This window comes from Pseudomonas sp. GW-45, from assembly GCF_056896675.1.
Genome location: NZ_CM167674.1, coordinates 581244 through 604342, shown reverse-complemented (window position 1 = coordinate 604342; position 23099 = coordinate 581244). Strand labels below are relative to the sequence as shown.

Below are 23099 nucleotides of genomic sequence, written 5' to 3'. Positions count from 1 at the left end.
GCGTTACTGTTAACAGTGGCACTTTAACTCGCCATCATTGTTTTAACTGGTGACCGAACACAAACTTGTCATCTTCTATCTTGCCGAGAATAGTTTCGCCGTGCGCGAAATCACCTGCCAAAATACGCTGCGCTAACGGGTTTTCGATCCAGCGCTGGATTGCTCGCTTGAGCGGCCGTGCGCCGTAAACCGGGTCGTAACCCACGGCTACCAGTTTCTGCAGCGCCTCGTCGGTCAATTGCAGATCCAGCTCGCGTTCAGCCAGACGCTCACGCAAACGTCCCATTTGAATTTCGGCAATACCGGCAATCTGCTCCCGACCCAATGGCTCAAACACCACAACTTCGTCGACCCGGTTGATGAATTCAGGACGAAAGTGCTGCCCAAGTGCATCCATCACTGCCGCGTGCTGTGCTTCTGGGTCGCCGACCAATTCCTGAATCTGCGTAGATCCAAGGTTTGACGTCATCACAATCACGGTGTTGCGGAAATCCACGGTACGGCCTTGGCTGTCGGTCAAACGACCGTCCTCCAGCACCTGCAATAGCACGTTGAATACATCAGGATGCGCCTTCTCAACCTCATCCAGCAGGATTACCGAGTAAGGCTTGCGACGCACTGCCTCGGTCAGATAGCCACCTTCTTCGTAGCCGACATAACCCGGAGGCGCACCGATCAAACGAGCAACCGAGTGCTTTTCCATGAACTCAGACATGTCGATGCGCACCATGGCCTCTTCAGTATCAAAGAGAAATTCGGCCAGCGCCTTGCACAGCTCTGTCTTACCCACACCGGTTGGCCCAAGGAACATAAAGGAGCCGCTCGGGCGATTCGGATCAGATAAACCAGCGCGCGAACGACGCACCGCGTTCGAGACCGCCACCACCGCCTCGTGCTGACCAATCACCCGCGTGTGCAACGCATCTTCCATACGCAGCAGCTTGTCGCGCTCACCTTCTAGCATCTTGGACACCGGAATACCGGTCCACTTGGAAACCACCTCAGCGATCTCTTCGTCAGTCACCTTGTTACGCAGTAACTGATTCTCTGTTTTGCCATGTTGCTCAGCCATTTGTTGGCTGCGCTCCAGATCCGGAATGATGCCGTACTGCAGCTCAGCCATACGTGCCAGCTCGCCCTTACGCCTTGCCGCTTCGAGCTCCTGCCTGGCCTGTTCGATGCGCTCTTGAATTTGTGCTGAGCCCTGCACTTCGGCTTTTTCCGCCTTCCAGATCTCTTCCAGGTCCGCGTATTCGAGCTCGAGCTTGGCGATCTCTTCTTTCAACTTTTCCAGCCGCTTGAGCGCAGCATCGTCGTCTTCCTTTTTCAAGGCTTCGCGTTCCACCTTGAGCTGAATCAGTCGACGCTCCAGACGGTCCAGAGCCTCCGGCTTGGAGTCGATTTCCATGCGAATACGGCTGGCAGCTTCATCGATCAGGTCGATAGCCTTATCCGGCAGCTGACGATCAGTTATATAGCGATGAGACAGCTTGGCCGCTGCAATGATGGCGCCATCGGTAATGGTGATTTTGTGATGTAGCTCATAGCGTTCTTTCAGGCCGCGCAAGATCGCGATGGTATCTTCCTCGGAAGGCTCGTCTACCAGTACCTTCTGGAATCGACGCTCAAGCGCTGCATCTTTCTCGATATATTTGCGATATTCATCCAGCGTGGTTGCACCCACGCAGTGCAGCTCGCCACGCGCCAGCGCGGGCTTAAGCATGTTACCGGCATCCATTGAGCCTTCGGCCTTACCGGCGCCTACCATGGTGTGCAATTCGTCGATAAACAGAATCACCCGGCCTTCCTGTTTAGACAACTCATTGAGCACTGCTTTTAAGCGCTCTTCAAACTCGCCGCGGAACTTGGCGCCAGCAATCAGCGAGCCCATATCCAGCGACAATAAACGCTTGTCCTTAAGACCGTCTGGCACTTCGCCGTTGATGATGCGCTGCGCTAACCCTTCTACGATGGCAGTCTTACCTACGCCCGGCTCACCAATAAGCACCGGGTTATTCTTAGTGCGGCGCTGCAGCACCTGAATGGTACGGCGGATTTCATCATCGCGACCAATAACCGGATCTAGCTTGCCCTGCTCAGCTTTGGTGGTCAGATCAACCGTATATTTATCCAACGCCTGGCGGGACTCTTCAGCATTCGGGTCGTTCACCGCTTCGCCGCCACGCAGATTGCTGATGGCATTTTCCAACGCTTTCTTGGATACCCCCTGACCCAGCAGGATCTTACCGGCAGCGGTTTTCTCGTCCATTGCCGCGAGTAACACCAGCTCACTGGAAATGAACTGATCAGCGTGCTGCTGCGCAAGCCGGTCAGCCTGATTAAGTAAGCGCGCCAAGTCAGTCGACATGCTCACATCACCCGTGGGATTACTCACGGTAGCGAGCTTATCAAGCGCACCACCCAACTCACTGCGCAACGTGTTGATATCAAATCCCACCTGCATCAACAGTGGCTTTATAGAGCCCTGCTGTTGTTCAAGTAGCGCCACTAATAAGTGCAGTGTGTCGATTTGCGTGTGGTCGCGGCCAACGGCGAGTGATTGCGCGTCGGACAAGGCGACCTGTAGCTTGCTGGTCATACGGTCAATACGCATAGCGTTCGTCCTGTATCAAAGGGCCCGGGTCGACGCAGCGAGACGGGCAAAGTCATTATTCATGACAGATTAATAAGGACGATTATCGCGCTTTCAAGGCTGAAGACCCTGACAAGGGTCAATTTTTTGTCGCCTAACTCAACCAGATCAATGACGCGAAGCGACCGGTTTGACCGTCACGGCGATAGGAAAAGTAGCGAGCAGGCTCGCTAACGGTACACAGATCACCGCCGAAAACAGCGGTCACGCCAGCTTGCGCAAGGCGCTGGCGGGCCAACAGATAAATATCCGCCAGATAATGCCCTTCACGGCTGGAAGGCAAAAATGCCGCTTCGGCCTGCGTATCAGCAGCAATAAAGGCTTCGCGCACCTCGGGCCCCACTTCGAACTGTTGCGGGCCTATCGCTGGCCCCAGCCACGCCATCAGTGCATAACCAGGGCTGCCCATCTTGCTCACGGTCTGCTCCAGCACACCATCGAGCAAACCCCGCCAACCCGCATGGGCGGCGGCAACACGAGTGCCATCTTTATTGCACAGCAGTACCGGCAAGCAATCTGCCGTCATCACCGTACACGCGATATTGCGCTCATTGGTCCAACTGGCATCAGCATCCGATACCAAGGCAGGTTCTGCCTTGCAAACTTCTGTGCTGTGAGTCTGGTTCAACCAGGCTGGAGCGCAGCCCAGCACACGCTGCAGCTCCGCTCGGTTAGCCGCAACATGGGTTAGCTCATCGCCAACGTGTATGCCCAGATTGAAACCTTTCCAGGGGCCTTGGCTGCAGCCGCCGCGACGTGTGGTAATGCAAGTACGAACGTTCGCGGGCGCCGGCCATTCGGCACTGATCCACAACGGACTCATTCGGCTATTTCACCATCCTCTTTGAGCAATGCCAGCAAATGCTGCATATCCGCTGGCAGTGGCACTTGCCAGCGCATAATGCGGCCGTCCAATGGGTGCTCCAGCTCTAGTCGGCGCGCGTGCAGCGCTTGACGAGGAAACTCACGCAGCTCACTTATCAGCTCGGGACTGGCGCCCGGTGGAATGCGCAAACGACCGCCGTAGGTAGTGTCACCGATCAACGGGAAGTAGATATGGCTCATATGCACACGAATCTGGTGCGTACGCCCGGTCTCCAGTTTGACCTTAACGTGGGTATGCGCGCGGAAGCGCTGAATTACCCGATAATGGCTAATAGCCTGTTTGCCGCCAGCAACCACAGCCATCTTTTGCCGCTGCGTGCCGTGGCGAGCAATCGGCTGATCAACTTTACCGCCAGCTGTCATTACCCCCACCACAACACATTCGTATTCACGGCTCACGGTGCGGGCCTGCAGCTGTCCAACCAAGTCAGTCTGCGCTTCAATGGTTTTGGCCACGACCATCAGCCCTGTGGTGTCCTTGTCGAGACGGTGCACAATACCAGCGCGCGGCACCTTGGCCAGCTGTGGCGAGTGGTGCAGCAAGGCATTCAGCAGTGTGCCGTCTTGATGACCAGCAGCGGGATGCACCACCAAGCCTGCCGGTTTGTTAATCACCATCAAAGAGTCATCTTCGTAAATGATGTCCAGTGCAATGGCTTCTGGCTGCCAGTCGCCCTGTACTTCACGCTCAGCGTCCAGGATCAATTGCTCCCCACCATAAACCGGATCGCGGGTACGCTTAGGTTCACCATCTACTAACAGGCTGCCATCCTTTATCCACCCCTGCAGACGCGAGCGTGAATGGTCGGGGAACAATTGCGCCGCCACCTGGTCTAGGCGTTGCCCACCCAACTCGGAAGTGACCTGTGCAGATAAATGAATACGATCGGACATGCGGAACTCACTGGATGGTGCGGGGGATGGAGCTACTGAAGCAATCCCTTTTGGTTTCGCCTCTGCGCTGTGGTTAAATACGGCTTTTCCCGGTTTGCCGGGACTGCTGCACAAGCCCCAACTATAACAGGACGGCTGCTGTGGAAACAGCGTGGTGCCGCCCATTCGGATGTCATTATATGTCACTGAAACATCTCATACTGGTCGGGCTGCTCGCTTTCGTCGCCGCCTGCTCTTCTAATAAACCCGTGATCGACGAGTCGCTCAGCGAGTCAGAGCTATACCGCAAGGCGCAAACTGATCTGGACGCGGAGAACTTCAGCCCCGCTATCGAGACCCTGCGTGCGCTGGAATCGCGGTACCCCTTTGGCCGCTATGCAGATCAGGCGCAGCTGGAACTGATCTACGCCTACTACGAGAATCTGGAGCCTGAGGCCGCTACCGCTTCAGCTGACCGCTTCATCCGTTTGCATCCGCAGCATCCGAGTGTCGATTACGCTTACTACGTTCGGGGACTGGCGTCTTTCACCCGCGACCGCGGCATCTTTGAACGCTTTTTGCCCTTGGACATGACGCGTCGAGACCCAGGTGCTGCGCGTGATTCGTTCAACGATTTTGCCCAGCTAATCAACCGTTACCCCAATAGCCAGTACGCACCGGATGCCCGTCTTCGGATGGTTTATCTGCGTAACCTGCTGGCAGATTACGATGCGCACGTAGGCCATTACTACCTCAAGCGAGGCGCTTACCTGGCTGCCGCCAATCGTGGTCGCTATATCGTAGAGAACTATCAACAGACCCCTGCCGTTGGCAATGGTCTGGCACTGATGGTCGCTGGCTATGACCGCCTGGCGATGTACGACCTGTCCGACAGCGCTCTTGAAACCCTGAAGCTGAACTACCCAGACCACCCCGCATTGGTTAAGGGCAAGTTCAAGCACCACGTTGAACCCAGCCAACCGGAAATGAACTGGATGGAGTCTTTGTCGGTCAGCGCGCTGGATGCCGTCACGGCACCGCCGCCCCGCACCGTAAAGACCCAGATGCAACGCCAGATGGATCGCGAGTACCAGGACGCTGTGGCCGCCCTGCCACGCGAAGTCCGCGTTCACGGCGAAGAAGGCCGTCGTTCTTTCTGGAACCGCATCACCTTCGGCCTGCTCGACTGATTCAGCGCCTTAGCAAAAAGCCCGCGCCGATGCGAATCGCCGCGGGCTTTTTTGTGGTCGATCGCGCATTGAGATGCGAAGGACACAGCTAAAATCATTCCGGCACATTCTGAGTACGAAAGCTCGCACTCCATTATGCCCACACCTGCCAGGCGTGCAGCCGCCCACCGTGATATAGGCTTTTACATGGCATGGACCACAGGAACCCCATCACCGAGTGTCACAAGCCTGTCAGCCCCACTGTTTCGGTGCTTTGGCTGTTGCTGCCAATGGGCTACACTGGGGCACTTTCATTCAGCATAAGCAGTCGTCATGGGCTTGATAAAATTACTAATTCTTGGCTTGTTGGTCTGGCTGGCACTCAATTTCTGGCGGCGCGCGCAGAACGCCAAGTCGCGTTCTGCGGGGTCGTCAGCACACCACGATAAGCCGCCGATAATGGTCCGTTGTGCTCGCTGCCAGGTGCATCTGCCACAGGATCGCGCATTGCACGTCGGCGATGCATGGTACTGCTGTGCGGAGCATCGCGATGCAAAGCCAGACTGAGCAGGTAGACTCGCAACGCCCGCGCATACTGCGTCTATACAACATATACCGCGTCATTTTGGGCTTTGGCCTTACCATGCTGACCAACTCGGTTCTGCGTGACGGCCTGCTGGACTTGAGCAATCCCCCGCTCTACGAAAAAGCCAGCTGGATCTATTTGTTTATCAATGTGCTGATCGCTTTGCTGCTGCATCGGGGCCGTCGTGACCTGTACGTGTTCATCATCACGCTGGCCGACATTGGCATGCTTGGTGTGGTTTTCTTCGCTGCTGGCGGTGCCGGCAGCGGTTTCGGCAACCTGCTGATCATCCCCGTCGCCATCGGCAATATTCTGCTGCATGGCCGTATTGGCCTGCTGCTCCCGGCGCTGGCCAGCATCGGTCTAATCTACCTGACCTTCTTCCTCAGTCTGACCCACCCTTATATTGGCCAAAGCTACCTGCAGGTCGGCGTACTGGGCTGCATTTATTTTGCCGTCGCACTCTTCGTACAGCGCATCAGCCGGCAGCTCTACTTATCTGAGACCCTGGCCCAACAACAGGCTGCCAGCTTGGCCAGTTTGGAGCAGCTGAACCAGCTGATCATTCATCGCATGCGCACCGGCATTCTTGTGGTGGGCTCAGCTAACCGCATCATCACTGGCAACGAAGCCAGTGCTCAAATGCTTGCGCGCCCCATCCAGGCCGGCGCGGCGCTGGACAAATTGGTTCCCGAACTGGATCAGCGTTTGCAACAATGGCGGCGTAACCCTTCCACTCGCTCGACCTCGTTTCACAGCCATAGTGGCAGCGCCGAAATACTGGCCAACTTCAAACCCCTGGGCGGCAGTGGCGACAAAACCATCCTGATTTTTCTTGATGACAATACTCAAGTCGCGCAACAGGCGCAGCAACTCAAACTGGCTTCACTCGGGCGCCTAACGGCCAGCATCGCTCACGAGATCCGTAACCCTTTGGGGGCCATCAGCCATGCTGCCCAGCTGCTCAACGAATCAGATCAGCTGTGCAAACAGGATCTGCGTCTGACCGAAATCATTCAGCAGCATTCGCAGCGTATGAACCGCGTCATTGAAACCGTGCTGGAGCTATCAAGACGCCGCCCCAGCGAGCCACAGCTGGTTGACCTGGCACTTTGGACATCGAACTTCATCGGCGATTTTAGTTCGGCTAACCCGGCCACTGACGTCATCGACTGTGAGATTGAGAAAGAAGGCATACTCACGCGCATCGATCCCAACCAAATGACTCAAGTGCTCAACAATCTCTGCCAGAACGCCCTACGCTACAGCGGTACGGCCGGCAGCGAACGAACCATTTATCTGAAGTTGTTCGAGGACGGCATCAGTCAGTTGCCCACGCTGGAGGTCATCGACTACGGTCCGGGTGTCGCGGATGAACACGTGGGTCACATTTTTGAGCCCTTCTACACCACCGAAGCCAGCGGCACCGGGCTAGGCCTGTATATTTCTCGCGAACTGTGCGAAAGCAACCAAGCACGATTGGAATACCAAGCTGGCAGCCCGACCGGTAGCTGCATGCGCATTACCTTTGCGCATCCCAAGCGACTGGTATGATGAGGCAAGCCTGTTTTTCTAGCAGCCCGTTGAAAAACCTATACGCGATAGCCATTTTTTACGCCTTAGTGGCGGCGCCGGTAGCTTTCAACAGTCGGCTAAAGCAAGGAGCATTCTAGGCAGACATGACCAAACCGACCGTTCTGATCATCGACGATGAGCCCGACATCCTTGAGTTGCTGGATATGACGCTTGCGCGCATGAACGTCTGCACGCAGAGCGCAACCACCATGACCCAGGCTCTCACGCTGCTGCGCAGCAATAAGTACGCGCTCTGCCTGACCGACATGCGTCTGCCCGATGGCGATGGTATGAGCATAGTGCGGCATATCCAGCAGCACAGCCCAAGCACGCCCATTGCCATGATCACCGCATACGGCAGCCTGGATACCGCTATCAATGCACTCAAGGCAGGGGCGTTCGACTTTTTGACCAAGCCCGTTGACCTGCAGCGCTTGCGTGAGTTGGTCTCCAGCGCGCTGAAACTACACCAAGCGCCAACCGAGCCGGAAGAGCAACAGCAAGATCCACTGCTTGGCATATCACCGCCCATGGAGAGCCTGCGCAAACAAATCGGCAAGCTGGCGCGCAGTCAGGCGCCGCTCTACATCAGTGGTGAGTCAGGCAGTGGCAAGGAGCTGGTGGCGCGGCGCATTCACGCTCTCGGGCCACGCGCCGAGCAGCCGTTTGTGCCGGTCAACTGTGGCGCGATTCCCTCTGAGCTGATGGAAAGTGAGTTTTTCGGCCACCGTAAGGGCAGCTTCACCGGTGCCGTAGCAGACAAGCCGGGGCTTTTTCAGGCAGCCAGTCACGGCACTCTGTTTTTAGATGAAGTTGCCGATCTGCCAATCGCTATGCAGGTCAAATTGCTGCGCGCCATTCAAGAAAAAGCAGTAAGGCCGTTAGGTACGCAGCAGGAAGAGTCGGTCGATGTTCGCCTGCTCTGCGCTACCCACAAGGATCTAGCCAACGAAGTAGCCGAAGGCCGCTTCCGACAAGATCTTTTCTATCGTATTAACGTAATTGAATTGCAGGTGCCACCGCTGCGAGAGCGCCGCGAAGATCTGCCCATGCTGACTCACCATATTCTAGAGAAGCTGGCATTGCGCAACGGCATGCCCGCCCCACGAATCAGCGATAGCTGCATGGAACTGCTGTGCAATTACCGCTTTCCGGGCAACGTACGCGAGCTGGAAAACACCTTAGAGCGGGCGTTCACCCTGTGCGAAAACCATCGTATCGAACCCTCAGACCTACAGCTGTCAGGCTGCCCCTCGCCCGGTGGCGATGACGGTCACGACTTGAGTCAGATCGACCATCTCGAAGACTTTCTCGACAATATCGAGCGCCAAGCTATCACCCAGGCACTGGAAGAGACTCGCTGGAACAAAACCGCCGCTGCAAAGCGGCTGGGGCTGACCTTTCGTTCGTTGCGCTATCGACTTAAAAAGCTAGGCCTGGAGGACTGAAAACTGGCAAAGCGTGGCGCACGGTGCTTTTTGTGTGAACGCCGAACGCCGCTGATTTCTTCCCCTACTTTTTGCCACCTACAGCGGCTGGCGCAAACGACCGGCCGGCAGATAGGGCTCAGGATCCAGTTCTGGCTGACGTTGCAACAGCAAATCGGCCAACAATCGGCAAGATGCCGGCGCCAGCACCAGGCCGTTACGATAATGGCCTGCGTTCAACCATAAGCCTGGTAGCTCCATCACCGGACCAATATAGGGCACACCCTCCGGTGAACCCGGCCGCAAACCTGCCCATTGAGCAACAGGTTCGAGGTCACGCAGTTCTGGCAACAGCCCCTCAGCAGATTGGCGCAACGAGCTCAATGCTTCCGTGCTAGTGCTCTTGTCGTACCCGGCATGCTCTAGCGTACTGCCAATTAGAATATGTCCGTCGCGGCGCGGTATGGCGTATCGGCCTTCGTACAACACTACAGATTTGAGCCAACCCGGCTCGCGCTTATACAACAGCATTTGGCCTTTTACCGGCACTACCGGCAAACTGACACCCTCTTGCGCCAACCAATCGCCAGTCCAGGCGCCGGTCGCTACCACGACCGCATCCGCTCGATATTCAGCTGCCTGGGTCGCAACACCTATCACCTGTGCGCCGGCGCGCAACAATCCGATCGCCGGGCTATGCTCGTGCAGGGTGAACTCAGCAAATTGCAGCAAGCGTGCCCGCAGTGCTCGCAACAAACGCGGGTTACGTACATTCGCTAGGTCCGCCTGCCAAAGAGCACTCTGATAACCCGCGGCCAATTGTCGCACTCGCGTATAAATAAACTCGCTCGAAACTTCCGTCATCGATTGTCCGTGTCGCTGCGCCCAGTTCAGTGCCTGCTCGCGCTCTGCGTGATCCAACCACAGCAAGCCACAGGGTTCGACTTCCGCATCAATCCCGGTTTGCGCCAAAAGCTGCGCAGACAGAATCGGATAATATCCTTGCGACCAGTTTGCCAGGGCGCGCACCGGTTCCTGATAGCGCCAGGGATACAGCGGCGAGACTATGCCGCCACCAGCCCAAGAGGCTTCACGACCCAATTCCCGACGCTCCAGCAGCGTGACTCGGCAACCTGCTTCTAGCAGGTTCAAGGCACTCAAACACCCCATCACACCACCACCTACCACCACAAAATCCTGCATTAGTGCCCCTTACCTAAATCGGCGAAACCCGTTATTCCTGAACGTGATTATTGAATATCGACGCGCATTACAACCCAGTGCCGCAAGGTTTGACTGAACGTTACTGGCGTTTGAGTTGTCTGAATTGGCAATATTGGCCCGGCTTTCATTCTGTCACCGGGTGGATTTAACCGGTATGATAACGCGTCTCTGAACTACTCCAATGGCCGATCACCGTCAGACCATTGAGCCCATGCAGCTCACTCCACGGAGTGTCTATTGTTAACCAGCCCGCTGTCGCGACTGTTTAACCAATTGCTGCCCCATATGGGCTTCCGGAGCAGACAGCACACTGCTTGATGTGCTCTCGATACAGCCACAAGCTTTGCTCGAGAACAAGCCCGTTTGCTAGCCGCCCCGACATTGGCCAGTGTGATCACTGGAGAGCTCAAGAGGCTCCTTGATTTTTACCAAAGAGGCGACACGTTAATGACAGCAAGAAACGTAGATGTATTGCTGGTCGGTGGTGGTGTCATGAGCGCTACCCTGGGAATGTTGCTCAAACAGCTGGATCCGGCGATGACCATCACCCTGGTCGAGCGTCTGGACCACGTTGCTCACGAAAGCACCGACGGCTGGAACAACGCAGGTACCGGCCACGCTGGTTACTGTGAGCTTAACTACACTCCTCAGGACGACGCAGGCGACATCGCCATCGAGCGCGCCCTGGCCATCAACGCATCATTTGAGGTAACCCTGCAGTTTTGGACCTATCTGGTCGAACAGGGAATCCTGCCCAAGGCGTCCGACTTCATCAACACCACGCCACACCAGAGTTTTGTGTGGGGCGAAAAAGATGTTGAGTTTCTGCGCAAGCGCCACGAATTGCTAAGCAACCATCACCTGTTTTCCGAAATGAAATACAGCGATGCTCCGGAAAAGCTGCTCGAGTGGATGCCGCTGATCATGTCCGGTCGCGATGCAAATCAGCCGATCGCGGCAACGCGTGTCGAGCATGGCTCAGATGTGGATTTCGGTTCCTTGACGCGCAAAATGATTGACCATCTGAAGCAGCAGGAAGGCTTTGAACTGTGCCTCAAGCACTCGGTTAAGAGCCTGCGCAAAAGCAAGAAAGGTCACTGGCGAGTCAACATCGAAGACGAGAACACCGGTGAAGAGAAGGATTTCAACGCCAAGTTCGTTTTCCTTGGCGCCGGCGGCGGCTCTTTACCTCTGCTGCAGAAGTCTCACATCGACGAAAGCCAGGGTTATGGTGGCTTCCCGGTCAGCGGTCAGTGGCTGGTATGCAAAGCGCCAGACGTGGTCAAGCGCCACAGCTCCAAGGTCTACGGTAAAGCACCGGTTGGCGCACCGCCTATGTCGGTTCCTCACCTGGACACCCGCATTATCAACGGTGAGCCGGCGCTGCTGTTTGGGCCTTTTGCCGGCTTCACTACCAAGTTCTTGAAAAAGGGCTCAGTGTTTGACCTGTTCTCCTCGGTCAAGCCGTACAACGTGGCACCCATGATGGCTGTCGGTCGCGACAACATGGACCTGACCAAGTATCTGATCGCCGAGTCTTTCCAGTCCCACAAAGACCGCGTTGCCTCGCTGCGCAATTACTTTCCGGATGCCCAGGAAAAGAACTGGAAATTGCAGGATGCGGGCATGCGCGTTCAGATCATCAAGAAGGACGCCAAAGGCCACGGCAAACTAGAGTTTGGCACTGAGATAGTTGCCGCCAAGGACGGTACCCTTGCCGCGCTGCTGGGTGCCTCACCGGGTGCATCTACCGCAGTTCAGGCGATGATCGATGTAGTGGAGCGCTGCTTCAAGGATCGTATTGCCAGCCCTGAATGGCAGGCGCGTATGAAAGAACTGGTGCCGTCTTATGGCCAGTCACTGATTAACGATGCCGAGCTGCTCAAGAGCGTGCGCGCACGCACCTTGAGCACTCTGGGTCTCGGTCAGTCCTGAGTCTGAAAGCGCTCAATGCGCTGCGGTGTTGGCGGGTGAGTTGACAGGAAACTGCTCAACCTGCCCGCCGCGTCTCGCTCTCCCTTTGCGCCCCCCTCTTCTTCCAGCGCTACCGGATCCAACCGCAACATGATGTCGGCGAAACGCTGCGGTGCAATACCCTCTTTGCGCAAAAACGCCAAGGCAAAGTCATCTGCTTCGGTTTCCATGTTGCGTTGATAGCTGAGGTTAGCCAGCAAAGCCGGCAAGCCTGTAGCAACATCAGAGGCAGCCGACACATCGCCGGTCAGCGAAACCATCACAAATACCAGCAGCGAACTCTGCACAAGATTGCGCATACTATGACGATGCACAACATGACCCACTTCATGGGCCATGACCGCAGCAAGCTCTTCGTCGTTTTTAGCCAGAGCGATCATCTCATCGGTAAACACTAAGTTACCGCCCGGTAACGCAAAAGCGTTGGCGCCAAGCGCATCCGAGGCACGAAAATGCAGCTGCAGGCTGTGTGCTGGGTAATCGCTCTGCATGGCTCGCAGATAAGGCGACATGGCGGTCAGGAGCTCTTGTTGACGCGCCTCCGTTAGCTCACTGGGCTGCATCCAAAGATGATCCATCGTCTCCAGCGCTTCTTCACCGATACTCCTTTCCAGCTCGACTGGCAATGCATAAGCGATCTGGTTCGACAGCCAGGGCACGCCGTACAAAACACCTAATACAGAGAACGCCAGCACCGCCACCAAGCTGCATATGATCAGCTTGAAGTTCACTTCGAAACGCTGCAGCCAACTGTTCCCACCTGAGTGTTTTAGCGCCCGCGACAACCGTTGCAGACCAGTTACATCCAGTGATTCCAGCACCGCACCATCGCTCAGGTGCAGGTAGCTACTGGCGCTTCCCACCTGCACGCCGAGGCGCACCTGCTCAGCAGCATAACGGTGAGTTTTACCTGCTACTTCCAGCTGCAGAGCGCCATTAACTACCCTGGCACGCACTGCACTGCTGCTACTGGAACGACCATCAAAATACCGTCCACTGACCCACTGATTAGATGAGGGAGATGCCGACATCAAAGGCGTCCCCCAGCTCCAGGCCGACTGCACCTGCACGCTGCGCTTCGCCAGCTACAAAGCCATCCAGATCCCCGTAAATCTGCATCTCGGTACAGCTAGCGCGATAGCGTGCCATGCGCACCTTGGCCCAAGGCGTGTAAAAGCCTGCCGTCACCATAACCAAAACGCTATTGCTGAAGAAGATCCAGACAGTACGACGCTTCCCCAAGGTCGAGCTAAAACCATGCTCAGCCAGCGTTGTTGCTGACATGACCAGGTTGGTCACGCCCGCCATCGCGTAACCGAAGAGCGCTAGATACCCAAGCAGCAAAAATAGGATGCCCAGCACGCCATGCACAAACTGCCCAAGCGCCGCCAACGCCACAAACCCCAGCAGCACGCCCAACATACGCAGAAAGAACATATAGACTTCGCGTACCGACAGATTGAGACAAAACTCGCTGCGGCCATAACGCATGTTGTCGATCAAGAAGGCGTACCAACGCTGCGCGGACAAGGGGATCAGCAATCCTAGAGTGAGCAGCGCTACAAACGGCCACAGGTAGAGAACTTTAACGGCTTGCCAGTAGCCGCCAACAAAATCGAAACGAATATTGCGATAGGCACTGTTTACCGCATGAAACTTCAGAGAGCGCGCAATGATCCAGGGGATCAGTGGTAGAAACACCAACAACAAAACAATCGCCGCGACAGGATAAAACGTGGATGCCACGTACCAGATCGCTACTGCAACCAAGGCGACCAAACGACCACGAAAGATAATCCAAGGGTCCGCCAGATACTGGAAGCTAGTGTCGTCAAGCAGAGTGTGGCCATAGAAATACTGCATGTTGCGCACCTTGGCCCAGGGCGCATAAAAGCCCAGCGTGACGATCAGCAGCATGATGTTGACAATCCAGATACCAAAGTACTCACCGCCAGTACCGGTGAACTTGATCTGCGAACGACGACGTTTGGGTCCGCTGGAATCCGACTCAGGTACGGAGGGTGAAAACGGTGGAGCCTCACTCGCCAGTGCTGGCTCGCCGCGATCAGGACTGGTCGGTTCTGTAACCTCGAGCAAGTCGGCAAGGTCATCGGCGATGACTTCTGTTATCAGGCCCGCTGCTTGCAGGCGCTGGCGATAACGCTCAGCCTTCTCCTCGCTCAGTTTACTTTTGATCGTCACCCTGCGACCTTCAAGCAACTTATGTACGTGACGCTCGTGAAAACCGAGACGAAGCAGCTCGCCACGCAGCGCCGGCTCCTCTATGCCCGCAACCCGAGCACCATTGAACACCACCTTGAAACTATCCGGCATCGATATCCCTTCCCTTGGTAAAGACAATCCTGATCGCGCAAACCAATAGCAAAAGGCCAATACGCAAAATTCGCGCTATTCAAGCAATCACCGCTTTGGTGCGCAAGCTTCATTCATCAACTTTGTGCGTTACTGCCGAGTAACGTCTAGCTCCACGCCCTGAGCCTGTAATTGGTCAAATGCCAGATCCAGCGCATCTACTACCCGACTCGCATCCGGCGTACGCCGCGAAACAACTAAGCGCATAGGCTGCTCCGCTACCGTCAGATGGGGTAAAACTTCGATATGCAATGTTTTCGCGACCGATTCCACCTGAGCGCGATAATCGAGCAAATAGTCCCCTCGGCCACGCAGCAGCATACGTACCGCACCTATGTGCGAGCTGCCGCTGTGAAAGGTTAACTCCAATGCAGGATCGTTCAGCGTGCGCATCAGCTGTGCGGTGTAGGTATAATTGGTGATCAAAATGACACGCTTGCCCTGGATGCCTTGCGGCCATTCCGGCGGCTGATTGCCCGGTGGGTAGTACAGATTGATGCCGACCATTCCCAGCGTGCGCTGGGTCAGCAAGGTGTGGGCCTCCAAGCCAGGCTTGTTAACGATACCCGGCCAGATCTGCACGCTACCATCCTCCAGCCCATTCCAGATACGCGCAGCAGGCAATATGCGGATGTTGTAGGCCAACCCCGCTTGCTGCAACAGCTTCTCCAGCAAAGTGACCGTATGGCCGACTGCGTCGCCGTTTTCGTTCACTTCTGAATAGCCAGGAAAATGCATGATCGCTACTTGCAGCACTTCGCCTTGTATCGCAGCAGCGGGCTTTGCGCTTTCCTGGGCGTACAGCGCATCCATATCCGAAAACAACAGCGCCAGCGATGCCATCAAGCAGGCAAAAAGCCTCATGGGTCCATTCCTATTATTTTCTATTCAGACTAGACGCGCTGACTGCATGCGCCACCGTTAAGAACAAAATGCCCTGGCTAGGTCGCAAACTAATGACGCCATAAAAACAACGCTGAATTTTACACTCATCGTAATAGGTTGGCGACCGCGCCCAAGCGATTCATCGAGGGATAGTGTGCAACGAGGAAATCAACATAAATCCGGCGCGTTTTGAGCTCGCAAAAGTGAGCTCGCCAATACCTGATAAGCCTAAGCAATCAATCAAACGCGCACCTTGCCCAAAAACGATAAGCCACAAAAAAAGCCCTCCCGACTCGCGTCGTGGAGGGCTTCGTTCGCAGCAAAACAGCTTAGCTGCCGTATACCGGCAAGCGTGCACAAACCTGCTTAACCTGATCACGTACCCGGTCAATAACAGACTCATCGCCCATGTTGTCGAGAATATCGCAAATCCAGCCAGCCAACGCTTGGCAGTCTGCTTCGACAAAGCCGCGCGTAGTTACCGCAGGAGTACCGATACGCAAGCCCGACGTCACGAAAGGCGAGCGAGGATCGTTCGGTACCGCGTTCTTGTTTACAGTAATAAAAGCACGACCCAGAGCGGCGTCTGCATCCTTACCGGTAATGTCCTGTTTGATCAGCGACAACAGGAATAAATGGTTTTCGGTGCCGCCAGAAACAACGTCATAGCCGCGCTCGATGAACACGCCAGCCATTGCTTTGGCATTCTTCACTACCTGTTGTTGGTAGCTCTTGAACTCAGGGCTCATGGCTTCTTTGAAACAAATCGCCTTAGCCGCAATTACGTGCATCAACGGGCCGCCTTGGCCGCCAGGGAATACCGCGGAGTTCAGCTTCTTCTCCAGCGCTTCATTGGCACGCGCCAGAATCAAACCACCACGGGGGCCGCGCAGCGTCTTGTGCGTAGTGGTGGTTACTACGTCAGCAAACGGGATCGGATTAGGGTAAACACCCGCAGCGACCAGGCCAGCAACGTGAGCCATATCAACAAATAGGTAGGCGCCCACTTTGTCGGCGATTTCGCGGAAGCGCGGGAAGTCCAGCACCTGCGAATAAGCCGAGAAACCAGCAATGATCATCTTTGGCTTGTGCTCTACGGCGAGCGCTTCCACTTCATCGTAGTCGATCAAACCAGTGTCGGTATTGATGCCATATTGCACTGCGTTGTAATGCTTGCCGGAAAAGTTGACCGAAGCACCATGCGTCAAATGACCACCGTGCGCCAAACTCATGCCCAACACGGTATCGCCGGGAGTCAGCAGCGCCTGAAACACAGCGCTGTTGGCCTGTGAGCCCGCGTGCGGCTGAACGTTGGCGTAATCCGCACCAAACAGTGCCTTAGCACGGTCAATGGCCAGCTGTTCCGCTACATCGACATACTCGCAACCGCCGTAGTAGCGTTTGCCCGGATAGCCTTCGGCGTACTTGTTGGTCAATACCGAGCCTTGCGCCTGCATAACGGCCGGGCTGGTGTAGTTTTCCGAAGCAATCAGTTCGATGTGCTCTTCCTGACGCACCTCTTCTTGCTGCATGGCAGCCCAAAGATCGGCATCGTATGTGGCTATATCGTTGGAACGGCTAAACATGTAACGGCCCCCTGCTAGGTCGTTCAGAAACAAAAGAGGCGCGCATTTTAACGCAAGCAGCGCCAACTGGCACTTGAAAAGCATTCAGGCGCCTGCAAAAAAAACTCATTCAATTGGCAGCAACCAGCGCGTCTCAAACTCTTCGGCCCCGACCGGGCGGCCCAAATGAAAGCCCTGCACTTCATCGCAGCCAAAACCACTGACTAAACGATACTGCTCATCGGTCTCAACACCTTCAGCGATAACCCGCAGCTGCAAGCTGCGTCCCAGCGCGACTATCGCTTCAGCCAGGCGCGCATCACGGCTGTCCGGACGCATAGCTTGAATAAAACCGCGATCGATTTTCAAGGTGTCTATCGGAAAATCCTTGAGGTAATTCAACGCCGAATAACCCGTACCGAAATCGTCAATGGCGATGTGCACGCCTTTTTCCTTGAGTCGGTTCAGGGTGCTCATGGTCAGTTCCAGATTACGTAACAGGATGCTTTCGGTCAGCTCTACCTCCAACATCTGTGGCGGCAGCTCGTAGCGCTCCAAAATGTCGGAAATCTGCTCTACTAATTGCCCGTCATCAAACTGCATAGACGACAGGTTCACCGCCAAACGCGGCATATTGAAGCCCCGCAATCGCCATTGAGCGAGCTGCTGGCAGGCCTGATCCATTACCCACTTTCCCAGTATGCGAATCAACCCAAGCTCTTCCGCAATGGGAATAAAATCCGCTGGTGATACATTGCCGCGCACCGGGTGATTCCAGCGCAGTAGTACCTCCGCTCCGGTCAGCCGGCCATTACGGCAACTGAACTGGGGTTGATACGCCAGGTGAAATGCACCGTCTTGCACCGCGTGGCGCAGGTCATTTTCCAGCCCCAAACGTTCCAGCGCTCGGGCGTTCATCTCGCTCTGATAGAACTGAAAAGTATCTTTGCCCATTGCCTTGGCGTGGTACATGGCAGTATCGGCGTTTTTCAGCAACGCATTGCCTTCTTCGCCGTCCTGGGGAGCCAGTGCGATACCAATACTGGCGCTGACAAAAAACTCGCGCTCTTGCAGTACAAAAGCCGGCCCTAACGCTAGCAAGACTTTTTCTGCCACATGCATACAAGCAGACAGCGCGCCATCACGATCTGCAAGCCCCGTCAGCAAAATGGTGAATTCATCCCCACCCATACGCGCGACGGTATCGCTCTCACGCACACATCGGCGTAGGCGTCGCGCCACGTCTTTCAACACGGTATCGCCAGCAGCATGACCCAGGCTGTCGTTAATCGGCTTGAAACGGTCGAGATCCAGAAACAGAATCGCCACCCATTCAGACCGTCTGGATGCTAACGGCAAAGCCGCCTGCAGGCGGTCTTGGAACAGCGTGCGGTTGGGCAGCCCGGTGAGTACATCATAGTAAGCCAGGCTCTGGATTCGCGCCTCCGAAGCCTTGCGTTCACTGATATCAACAAAAAAGCATACATAGCTGACCAGGTCGCCATCGCTGTCGTGCACCGCCGTAATACCCGCCCAACAAGGGAAGGCCTCGCCGCTCTTGCGCTGCAGCCGGATTTCACCTTCCCAACGATCCTGCTCCCCCAAGGCCTGCATGATCTCGCGATAAAACGCCTGCTCGTGCAAACGCGCGGTCAGTACCGACGGCTGATGATCAACAATCTCATCACTTGGATAGCCGGTGATCCGGGTGAAGTTCTCGTTGACCTGCACTATGTAACCCGCTGGATCGGTAACCAGCACAGCTCCAGTGGTATTTTCAAATACCGTAGCGGCCATGCGCAGGCGGTTTTCAGTGCGTTTTTGCTCAGTGACATCCCGAGCAACTCCCAGCAATCCGAGAAAACGCCCTTGCTCGTTCCACATCAGCGACACGCGGGTCTCCAGCGGACACTTGCGGCCATCGGCTTTAATCGCGTCAGCCACAATTTGCCGCTGGAAACCGCGTTTGCGCAAGGCCTTGGCTTTATCGGAAGAAAGGGTCTCCGAGCGCAGCTCATTGGCTATGTCATGCATGAACTCAAGATACCGATTACCGACAACCACTTCTTCAGGCCCACTCTTCAGCAGGTATTCCGGGCTGTAACCCAGCACATGCTGCACCGAAGGGCTAATGAAGTCAGTGCGAAAATCGCTATCGGTCGACCAGACGATGTCGCTGACATTTTCTGCCATCAAGCGATAACGGGCCTCGGAGCGCTGTACCTGCTGCCGCGCCAGGGTCTGCACGTGCGCGTCACGCACGAAACCAATTACCCGCTCAACCCGGCCGTCATCTGAACGTTTGAATACTTTCGAGCGAATACTAAACCAACGCCAACCCGTTTCCTTGTGCCGCCAGCGTACCCGCCATTCAAGCACCTGATTATCCGGCAATACCTGTTGCAGCCGGCGATTGACCTGCATGTATTCCAGATCATCCGGATGAAGGAGCGCATTGCGGTAGTTATCGCCCATAGCGATCTCTTCTTCCGCGCTGTAACCCAACATAGACGCCAGTGTGCGGTTACTGAAGAAGAACTGATCGGCATCCATTTTTTGGATATCACGAATAAACACCAGATCAGGCAATGAGCGCACCATAGAGGCCCAGAACTGCTCACGCTCGCGCATCGCCAGCTCGATCTGCCTTCGCTCGGTGAGGTCGGTAATGCTCAAGGTGACTGCGTGCAGTTCATCGATATCGCGCGGCAGTCGCATTACCATCCACAGGTAACGTAACTCGCCATCGGCAGCGATCATGGGCGTTTCCAGCTCAACTCGTGCGTCACCATTAACCAGCGCCAATATCAGACGGTAACGCGCACCGCCCAGGCGAACGTGCTCCTCGCCACGCAATATCAAGCCTAACCAGTCAAGCGAATTGACCTGCAACAGGTCCAAAGCTACTTGATTAGCTTCCAATAGTCGGATGGCTGCCAACAACTCACGATGCCGATCTGGATAGTCCGCCAACCATTGGTCCAGCGCCTGTTGATCGTGAATACCATGACGCATGATGAAAGATTTGAGTTCGGACAGATCGGCCAGACACAACGCCATATCGGCCCCCTCAAACACATCCAGATAGCGCCGCTCGCTATCTTGCATATGTCGAAAAGATTGTGCTCTGCTGGCTCGCAACCGCTGATTCGAGCGGGTTTGACGCATTAGCAGCCAAAGCACCAGCAGCAATACCAAGAGCGAGCCAAATAACAGCAGCATCCGCTTGAACAGCAAAGGCCCCAGTTGTCGATGATAATAATCCGCGTCAACCAAACCGCGCACCTGCCACAATGTGCCCTCTACCGGCGCGCTGACCACCACTCGATCACGCTCCTGTGCTGACATCGGCGCATTGCCCGAGTAAACCAGCCGATCATCCAGTTGCCGGGCCAATACCCGGCTGCGCCCGGCATCCTCCAGCAGCCACACATACCCCTGCGCACCGCGCGCAGACACTAGAGAAGCCAGCGCTCGGCCATCTAGCGTCAGCACCCAATAACGTCCCGGCTGAGCGCTGGCCAAAGTCCAAAATAATTGGTTGTGTTCCAGATCGGAGTCCAGGCCAAAGGGTTCATCACCGATATACAGCCTGCGCGCCGTTTGCTGCCAGGGAGCTGGCGAACGCCAGTCGAGACCATCCAGACTTACCTCGCGGACATTGATCACGCCGGGCAATAAATCCTGCACTACCTGAATTGAGCTGGCACCCGGCTCCGGCGCTTGATAATCGAGCACACGGGTCAGGGCAGTGGAGGTAACGCCAAGGTTCAGCGCCATTTGATCAGCGGTGAGCCAAATACTTTCTTCAACCTGTATTTGGTGTTGGCGTTTGAGCGCGAGATAGTCAAACCAGGATTGCCAGCCCAGGAGTGCCAATACCAGCACGCCTGCCACCGCAATCAAAAAGTAGCCTACTCGCACCGATTGAGATCGGGCAGAGCCTGAGCCGTTATCGTCGGCGGGCCATTGGGAGTTACTGTTTTTATTATTCAATGTAATCACTTATCAAAAAATCAGGATAAAAGTGGCTTATCACCTCAATTCCCTTGAACTCTGCCGTCGGTACTCCCAATGCCCCGACGCCAGCCTCCATCATCGGCGAGCGTTTGCCCTAAAAGCCCAGTTGGGCTAGCCTTGCCTGCACTTTCGTTACATCAACGGCGTTAAGCCAACCGGCGCCATGTCCGCCGGGCTGTACAACGAAGCACCTTATACCCCATTCAACAGGTTCTGCCCCCATGGCTCAATATGTTTATAGCATGCATCGGGTTGGGAAAGTCGTCCCGCCGAAGCGCCACATTCTGAAAGATATTTCATTGTCCTTCTTCCCCGGTGCCAAGATTGGCGTATTGGGCCTCAACGGCTCCGGTAAATCCACCCTACTGCGCATCATGGCCGGGGTAGATACCGAGATTGAAGGTGAAGCCCGGCCAATGCCCGGTATCAAAGTAGGTTATCTGCCGCAGGAGCCACAACTTGATCCTGCAAAAACAGTACGCGACATCGTTGAAGAAGCGGTAGGCGAGATCAAAGCAGCGCAAGCCCGTCTAGATGAAGTTTATGCGGCTTATGCCGAACCCGATGCTGACTTTGACGCACTGGCGTCCGAACAGGGCAAGCTGGAAGCTATTTTGCAAGCCTCGGACGGCCACAACCTTGAGCGCCAGCTAGAAGTCGCCGCCGACGCCCTGCGTCTGCCACCGTGGGATGCGACCATCGAACATCTGTCCGGTGGTGAGAAGCGTCGTGTCGCGCTCTGCCGCCTGCTGCTGTCAGCGCCTGACATGCTGCTCTTGGACGAACCAACCAACCATTTGGACGCCGATTCGGTCGCCTGGCTGGAGCAGTTCCTGCACAACTTCCCCGGCACCGTGGTGGCCATCACCCACGATCGCTACTTCCTCGACAACGTCGCCGGCTGGATTCTCGAGCTGGACCGTGGCCAAGGTATACCGTTCGAAGGCAACTACTCACAGTGGCTGGAATCCAAAGCCGCTCGTTTGAGCACTGAAGCCAAACAGGAAGCCTCCCACGCCAAGGCGATGAAAGCCGAACTGGAATGGGTGCGCCAAGGCGCCAAAGGCCGCCAATCCAAATCGAAGGCTCGTCTGCAACGCTTTGAAGAGCTGCAATCGCAAGAATTCCAAAAGCGTAGCGAAACCAACGAGATCTACATTCCAGCCGGCCCGCGTTTGGGTGACAAGGTCATTGATTTCAATGGCGTGAGCAAAGGTTATGGCGAACGCGTGCTCATCGACGACCTGTCTTTCAGCGTGCCCAAAGGCGCGATTGTCGGCGTTATCGGTGGCAACGGCGCGGGTAAATCTACGCTGTTCCGCATGATCACCGGCAAAGAGCAGCCCGACAGCGGCGCCATTGATATCGGCGAAACCGTTGAAATTGCCAGCGTGGACCAGAGCCGCGATGACCTGGAAGGCAGCAAGACCGTGTGGGAGCAGGTTTCCGACGGCTTCGATATGATCAAGGTCGGCAACTACGAGGTGCCATCACGCGGCTACGTGGGTCGCTTTAATTTCAAGGGCGCTGATCAGCAGAAGTTCGTCAAAGACCTGTCCGGCGGTGAGCGCGGCCGCTTGCATCTGGCCCTGACGCTTAAGCGTGGCGCCAACGTGCTGCTACTCGACGAACCCTCTAACGACCTCGACGTAGAAACCTTGCGCGCACTGGAAGAAGCCCTTTTGGACTTCCCCGGCGCCGCCATCGTGATATCGCACGATCGCTGGTTCCTGGACCGTATTGCCACCCACATCCTCGCGTATGAAGATGACTCACAGGTGCTGTTCTTCGAAGGCAACTACACCGAGTACGAAGCCGATCGCAAGAAACGTCTGGGCGAAGCTGCCGCACAACCGCACCGGGTACGCTACAAAAAACTAGCGTAAGCCG

The 23099-nt window shown here is 55.8% G+C and carries 15 protein-coding genes; 6 read left to right on the top strand and 9 right to left on the bottom strand.

Annotation, left to right across the window (positions count from 1 at the left end):
* Positions 1-34: 34 nt before the first annotated feature.
* The 3 genes from clpB to rluD all read right to left on the bottom strand — a co-directional run bounded on the left by clpB (position 35) and on the right by rluD (position 4432).
* On the bottom strand, positions 35-2614 hold the full coding sequence (gene clpB / locus AC1XYH_RS02675) for an ATP-dependent chaperone ClpB (RefSeq protein WP_483325123.1): 2580 nt from the start codon (positions 2612-2614) through the stop codon (positions 35-37).
* Between the two features lie 133 nt (positions 2615-2747).
* Positions 2748-3476 carry a peptidoglycan editing factor PgeF gene (pgeF, locus tag AC1XYH_RS02670; RefSeq protein WP_483325122.1) on the bottom strand — a complete coding sequence of 243 codons (729 nt, stop codon included), beginning with the start codon at positions 3474-3476 and terminating at the stop codon, positions 2748-2750.
* Positions 3473-4432, bottom strand: a complete 960-nt coding sequence (gene rluD, locus AC1XYH_RS02665) for a 23S rRNA pseudouridine(1911/1915/1917) synthase RluD (protein WP_483325121.1) — start codon at positions 4430-4432, stop codon at positions 3473-3475. The genes pgeF and rluD overlap by 4 nt, the downstream gene beginning before the upstream one ends.
* A gap of 179 nt (positions 4433-4611) precedes the next feature.
* Here rluD and AC1XYH_RS02660 point away from each other — a divergent pair, with 179 nt between their 5' ends.
* From AC1XYH_RS02660 to AC1XYH_RS02645, 4 genes are all read left to right on the top strand, one after another.
* Positions 4612-5601, top strand: a complete 990-nt coding sequence (locus AC1XYH_RS02660; RefSeq protein ID WP_483325120.1) for an outer membrane protein assembly factor BamD — start codon at positions 4612-4614, stop codon at positions 5599-5601.
* A 312-nt stretch (positions 5602-5913) separates the two neighbouring features.
* Positions 5914-6147, top strand: a complete 234-nt coding sequence (locus AC1XYH_RS02655; RefSeq protein WP_483325119.1) for a PP0621 family protein — start codon at positions 5914-5916, stop codon at positions 6145-6147.
* Positions 6131-7720: a sensor histidine kinase gene (locus tag AC1XYH_RS02650; RefSeq protein ID WP_483325118.1), complete on the top strand. Its 1590-nt coding sequence runs from the start codon at positions 6131-6133 to the stop codon at positions 7718-7720. Before AC1XYH_RS02655 ends, AC1XYH_RS02650 begins: the two co-directional genes overlap by 17 nt.
* 125 nt (positions 7721-7845) lie before the next feature.
* Positions 7846-9189, top strand: a complete 1344-nt coding sequence (locus tag AC1XYH_RS02645) for a sigma-54-dependent transcriptional regulator (RefSeq protein ID WP_483325117.1) — start codon at positions 7846-7848, stop codon at positions 9187-9189.
* Positions 9190-9267: 78 nt separating this feature from the next.
* Here the strand turns inward: AC1XYH_RS02645 and AC1XYH_RS02640 are convergent, their stop codons facing one another.
* Complete coding sequence (locus tag AC1XYH_RS02640) at positions 9268-10371, bottom strand: NAD(P)/FAD-dependent oxidoreductase (protein ID WP_483325116.1); 1104 nt, start codon at positions 10369-10371, stop codon at positions 9268-9270.
* A 468-nt stretch (positions 10372-10839) separates the two neighbouring features.
* Here AC1XYH_RS02640 and mqo point away from each other — a divergent pair, with 468 nt between their 5' ends.
* Positions 10840-12327: a malate dehydrogenase (quinone) gene (gene mqo / locus AC1XYH_RS02635; RefSeq protein WP_483325115.1), complete on the top strand. Its 1488-nt coding sequence runs from the start codon at positions 10840-10842 to the stop codon at positions 12325-12327.
* On the opposite strand, the gene AC1XYH_RS02630 is transcribed toward mqo, so the two are convergent.
* The 5 genes from AC1XYH_RS02630 to AC1XYH_RS02610 all read right to left on the bottom strand — a co-directional run bounded on the left by AC1XYH_RS02630 (position 12318) and on the right by AC1XYH_RS02610 (position 21185).
* Positions 12318-13397 (bottom strand): M48 family metallopeptidase, encoded by a 1080-nt coding sequence (locus tag AC1XYH_RS02630; protein WP_483325114.1) that lies wholly within the window; start codon positions 13395-13397, stop codon positions 12318-12320. The two genes, mqo and AC1XYH_RS02630, sit on opposite strands and share 10 nt — an antisense overlap.
* On the bottom strand, positions 13375-14700 hold the full coding sequence (locus AC1XYH_RS02625) for a YjgN family protein (protein WP_483325113.1): 1326 nt from the start codon (positions 14698-14700) through the stop codon (positions 13375-13377). The genes AC1XYH_RS02630 and AC1XYH_RS02625 overlap by 23 nt, the downstream gene beginning before the upstream one ends.
* A gap of 129 nt (positions 14701-14829) precedes the next feature.
* Positions 14830-15603, bottom strand: a complete 774-nt coding sequence (locus AC1XYH_RS02620) for a substrate-binding periplasmic protein (RefSeq protein WP_483325112.1) — start codon at positions 15601-15603, stop codon at positions 14830-14832.
* 350 nt (positions 15604-15953) lie between these two features.
* Complete coding sequence (gene glyA / locus AC1XYH_RS02615; RefSeq protein ID WP_483325111.1) at positions 15954-17210, bottom strand: serine hydroxymethyltransferase; 1257 nt, start codon at positions 17208-17210, stop codon at positions 15954-15956.
* A 105-nt stretch (positions 17211-17315) separates the two neighbouring features.
* Complete coding sequence (locus tag AC1XYH_RS02610) at positions 17316-21185, bottom strand: sensor domain-containing protein (RefSeq protein WP_483325110.1); 3870 nt, start codon at positions 21183-21185, stop codon at positions 17316-17318.
* 245 nt (positions 21186-21430) lie between these two features.
* On the opposite strand from AC1XYH_RS02610, the gene ettA reads away from it, so the two are divergent.
* Positions 21431-23095: an energy-dependent translational throttle protein EttA gene (gene ettA, locus AC1XYH_RS02605; protein WP_483325109.1), complete on the top strand. Its 1665-nt coding sequence runs from the start codon at positions 21431-21433 to the stop codon at positions 23093-23095.
* Positions 23096-23099 lie beyond the last annotated feature (4 nt).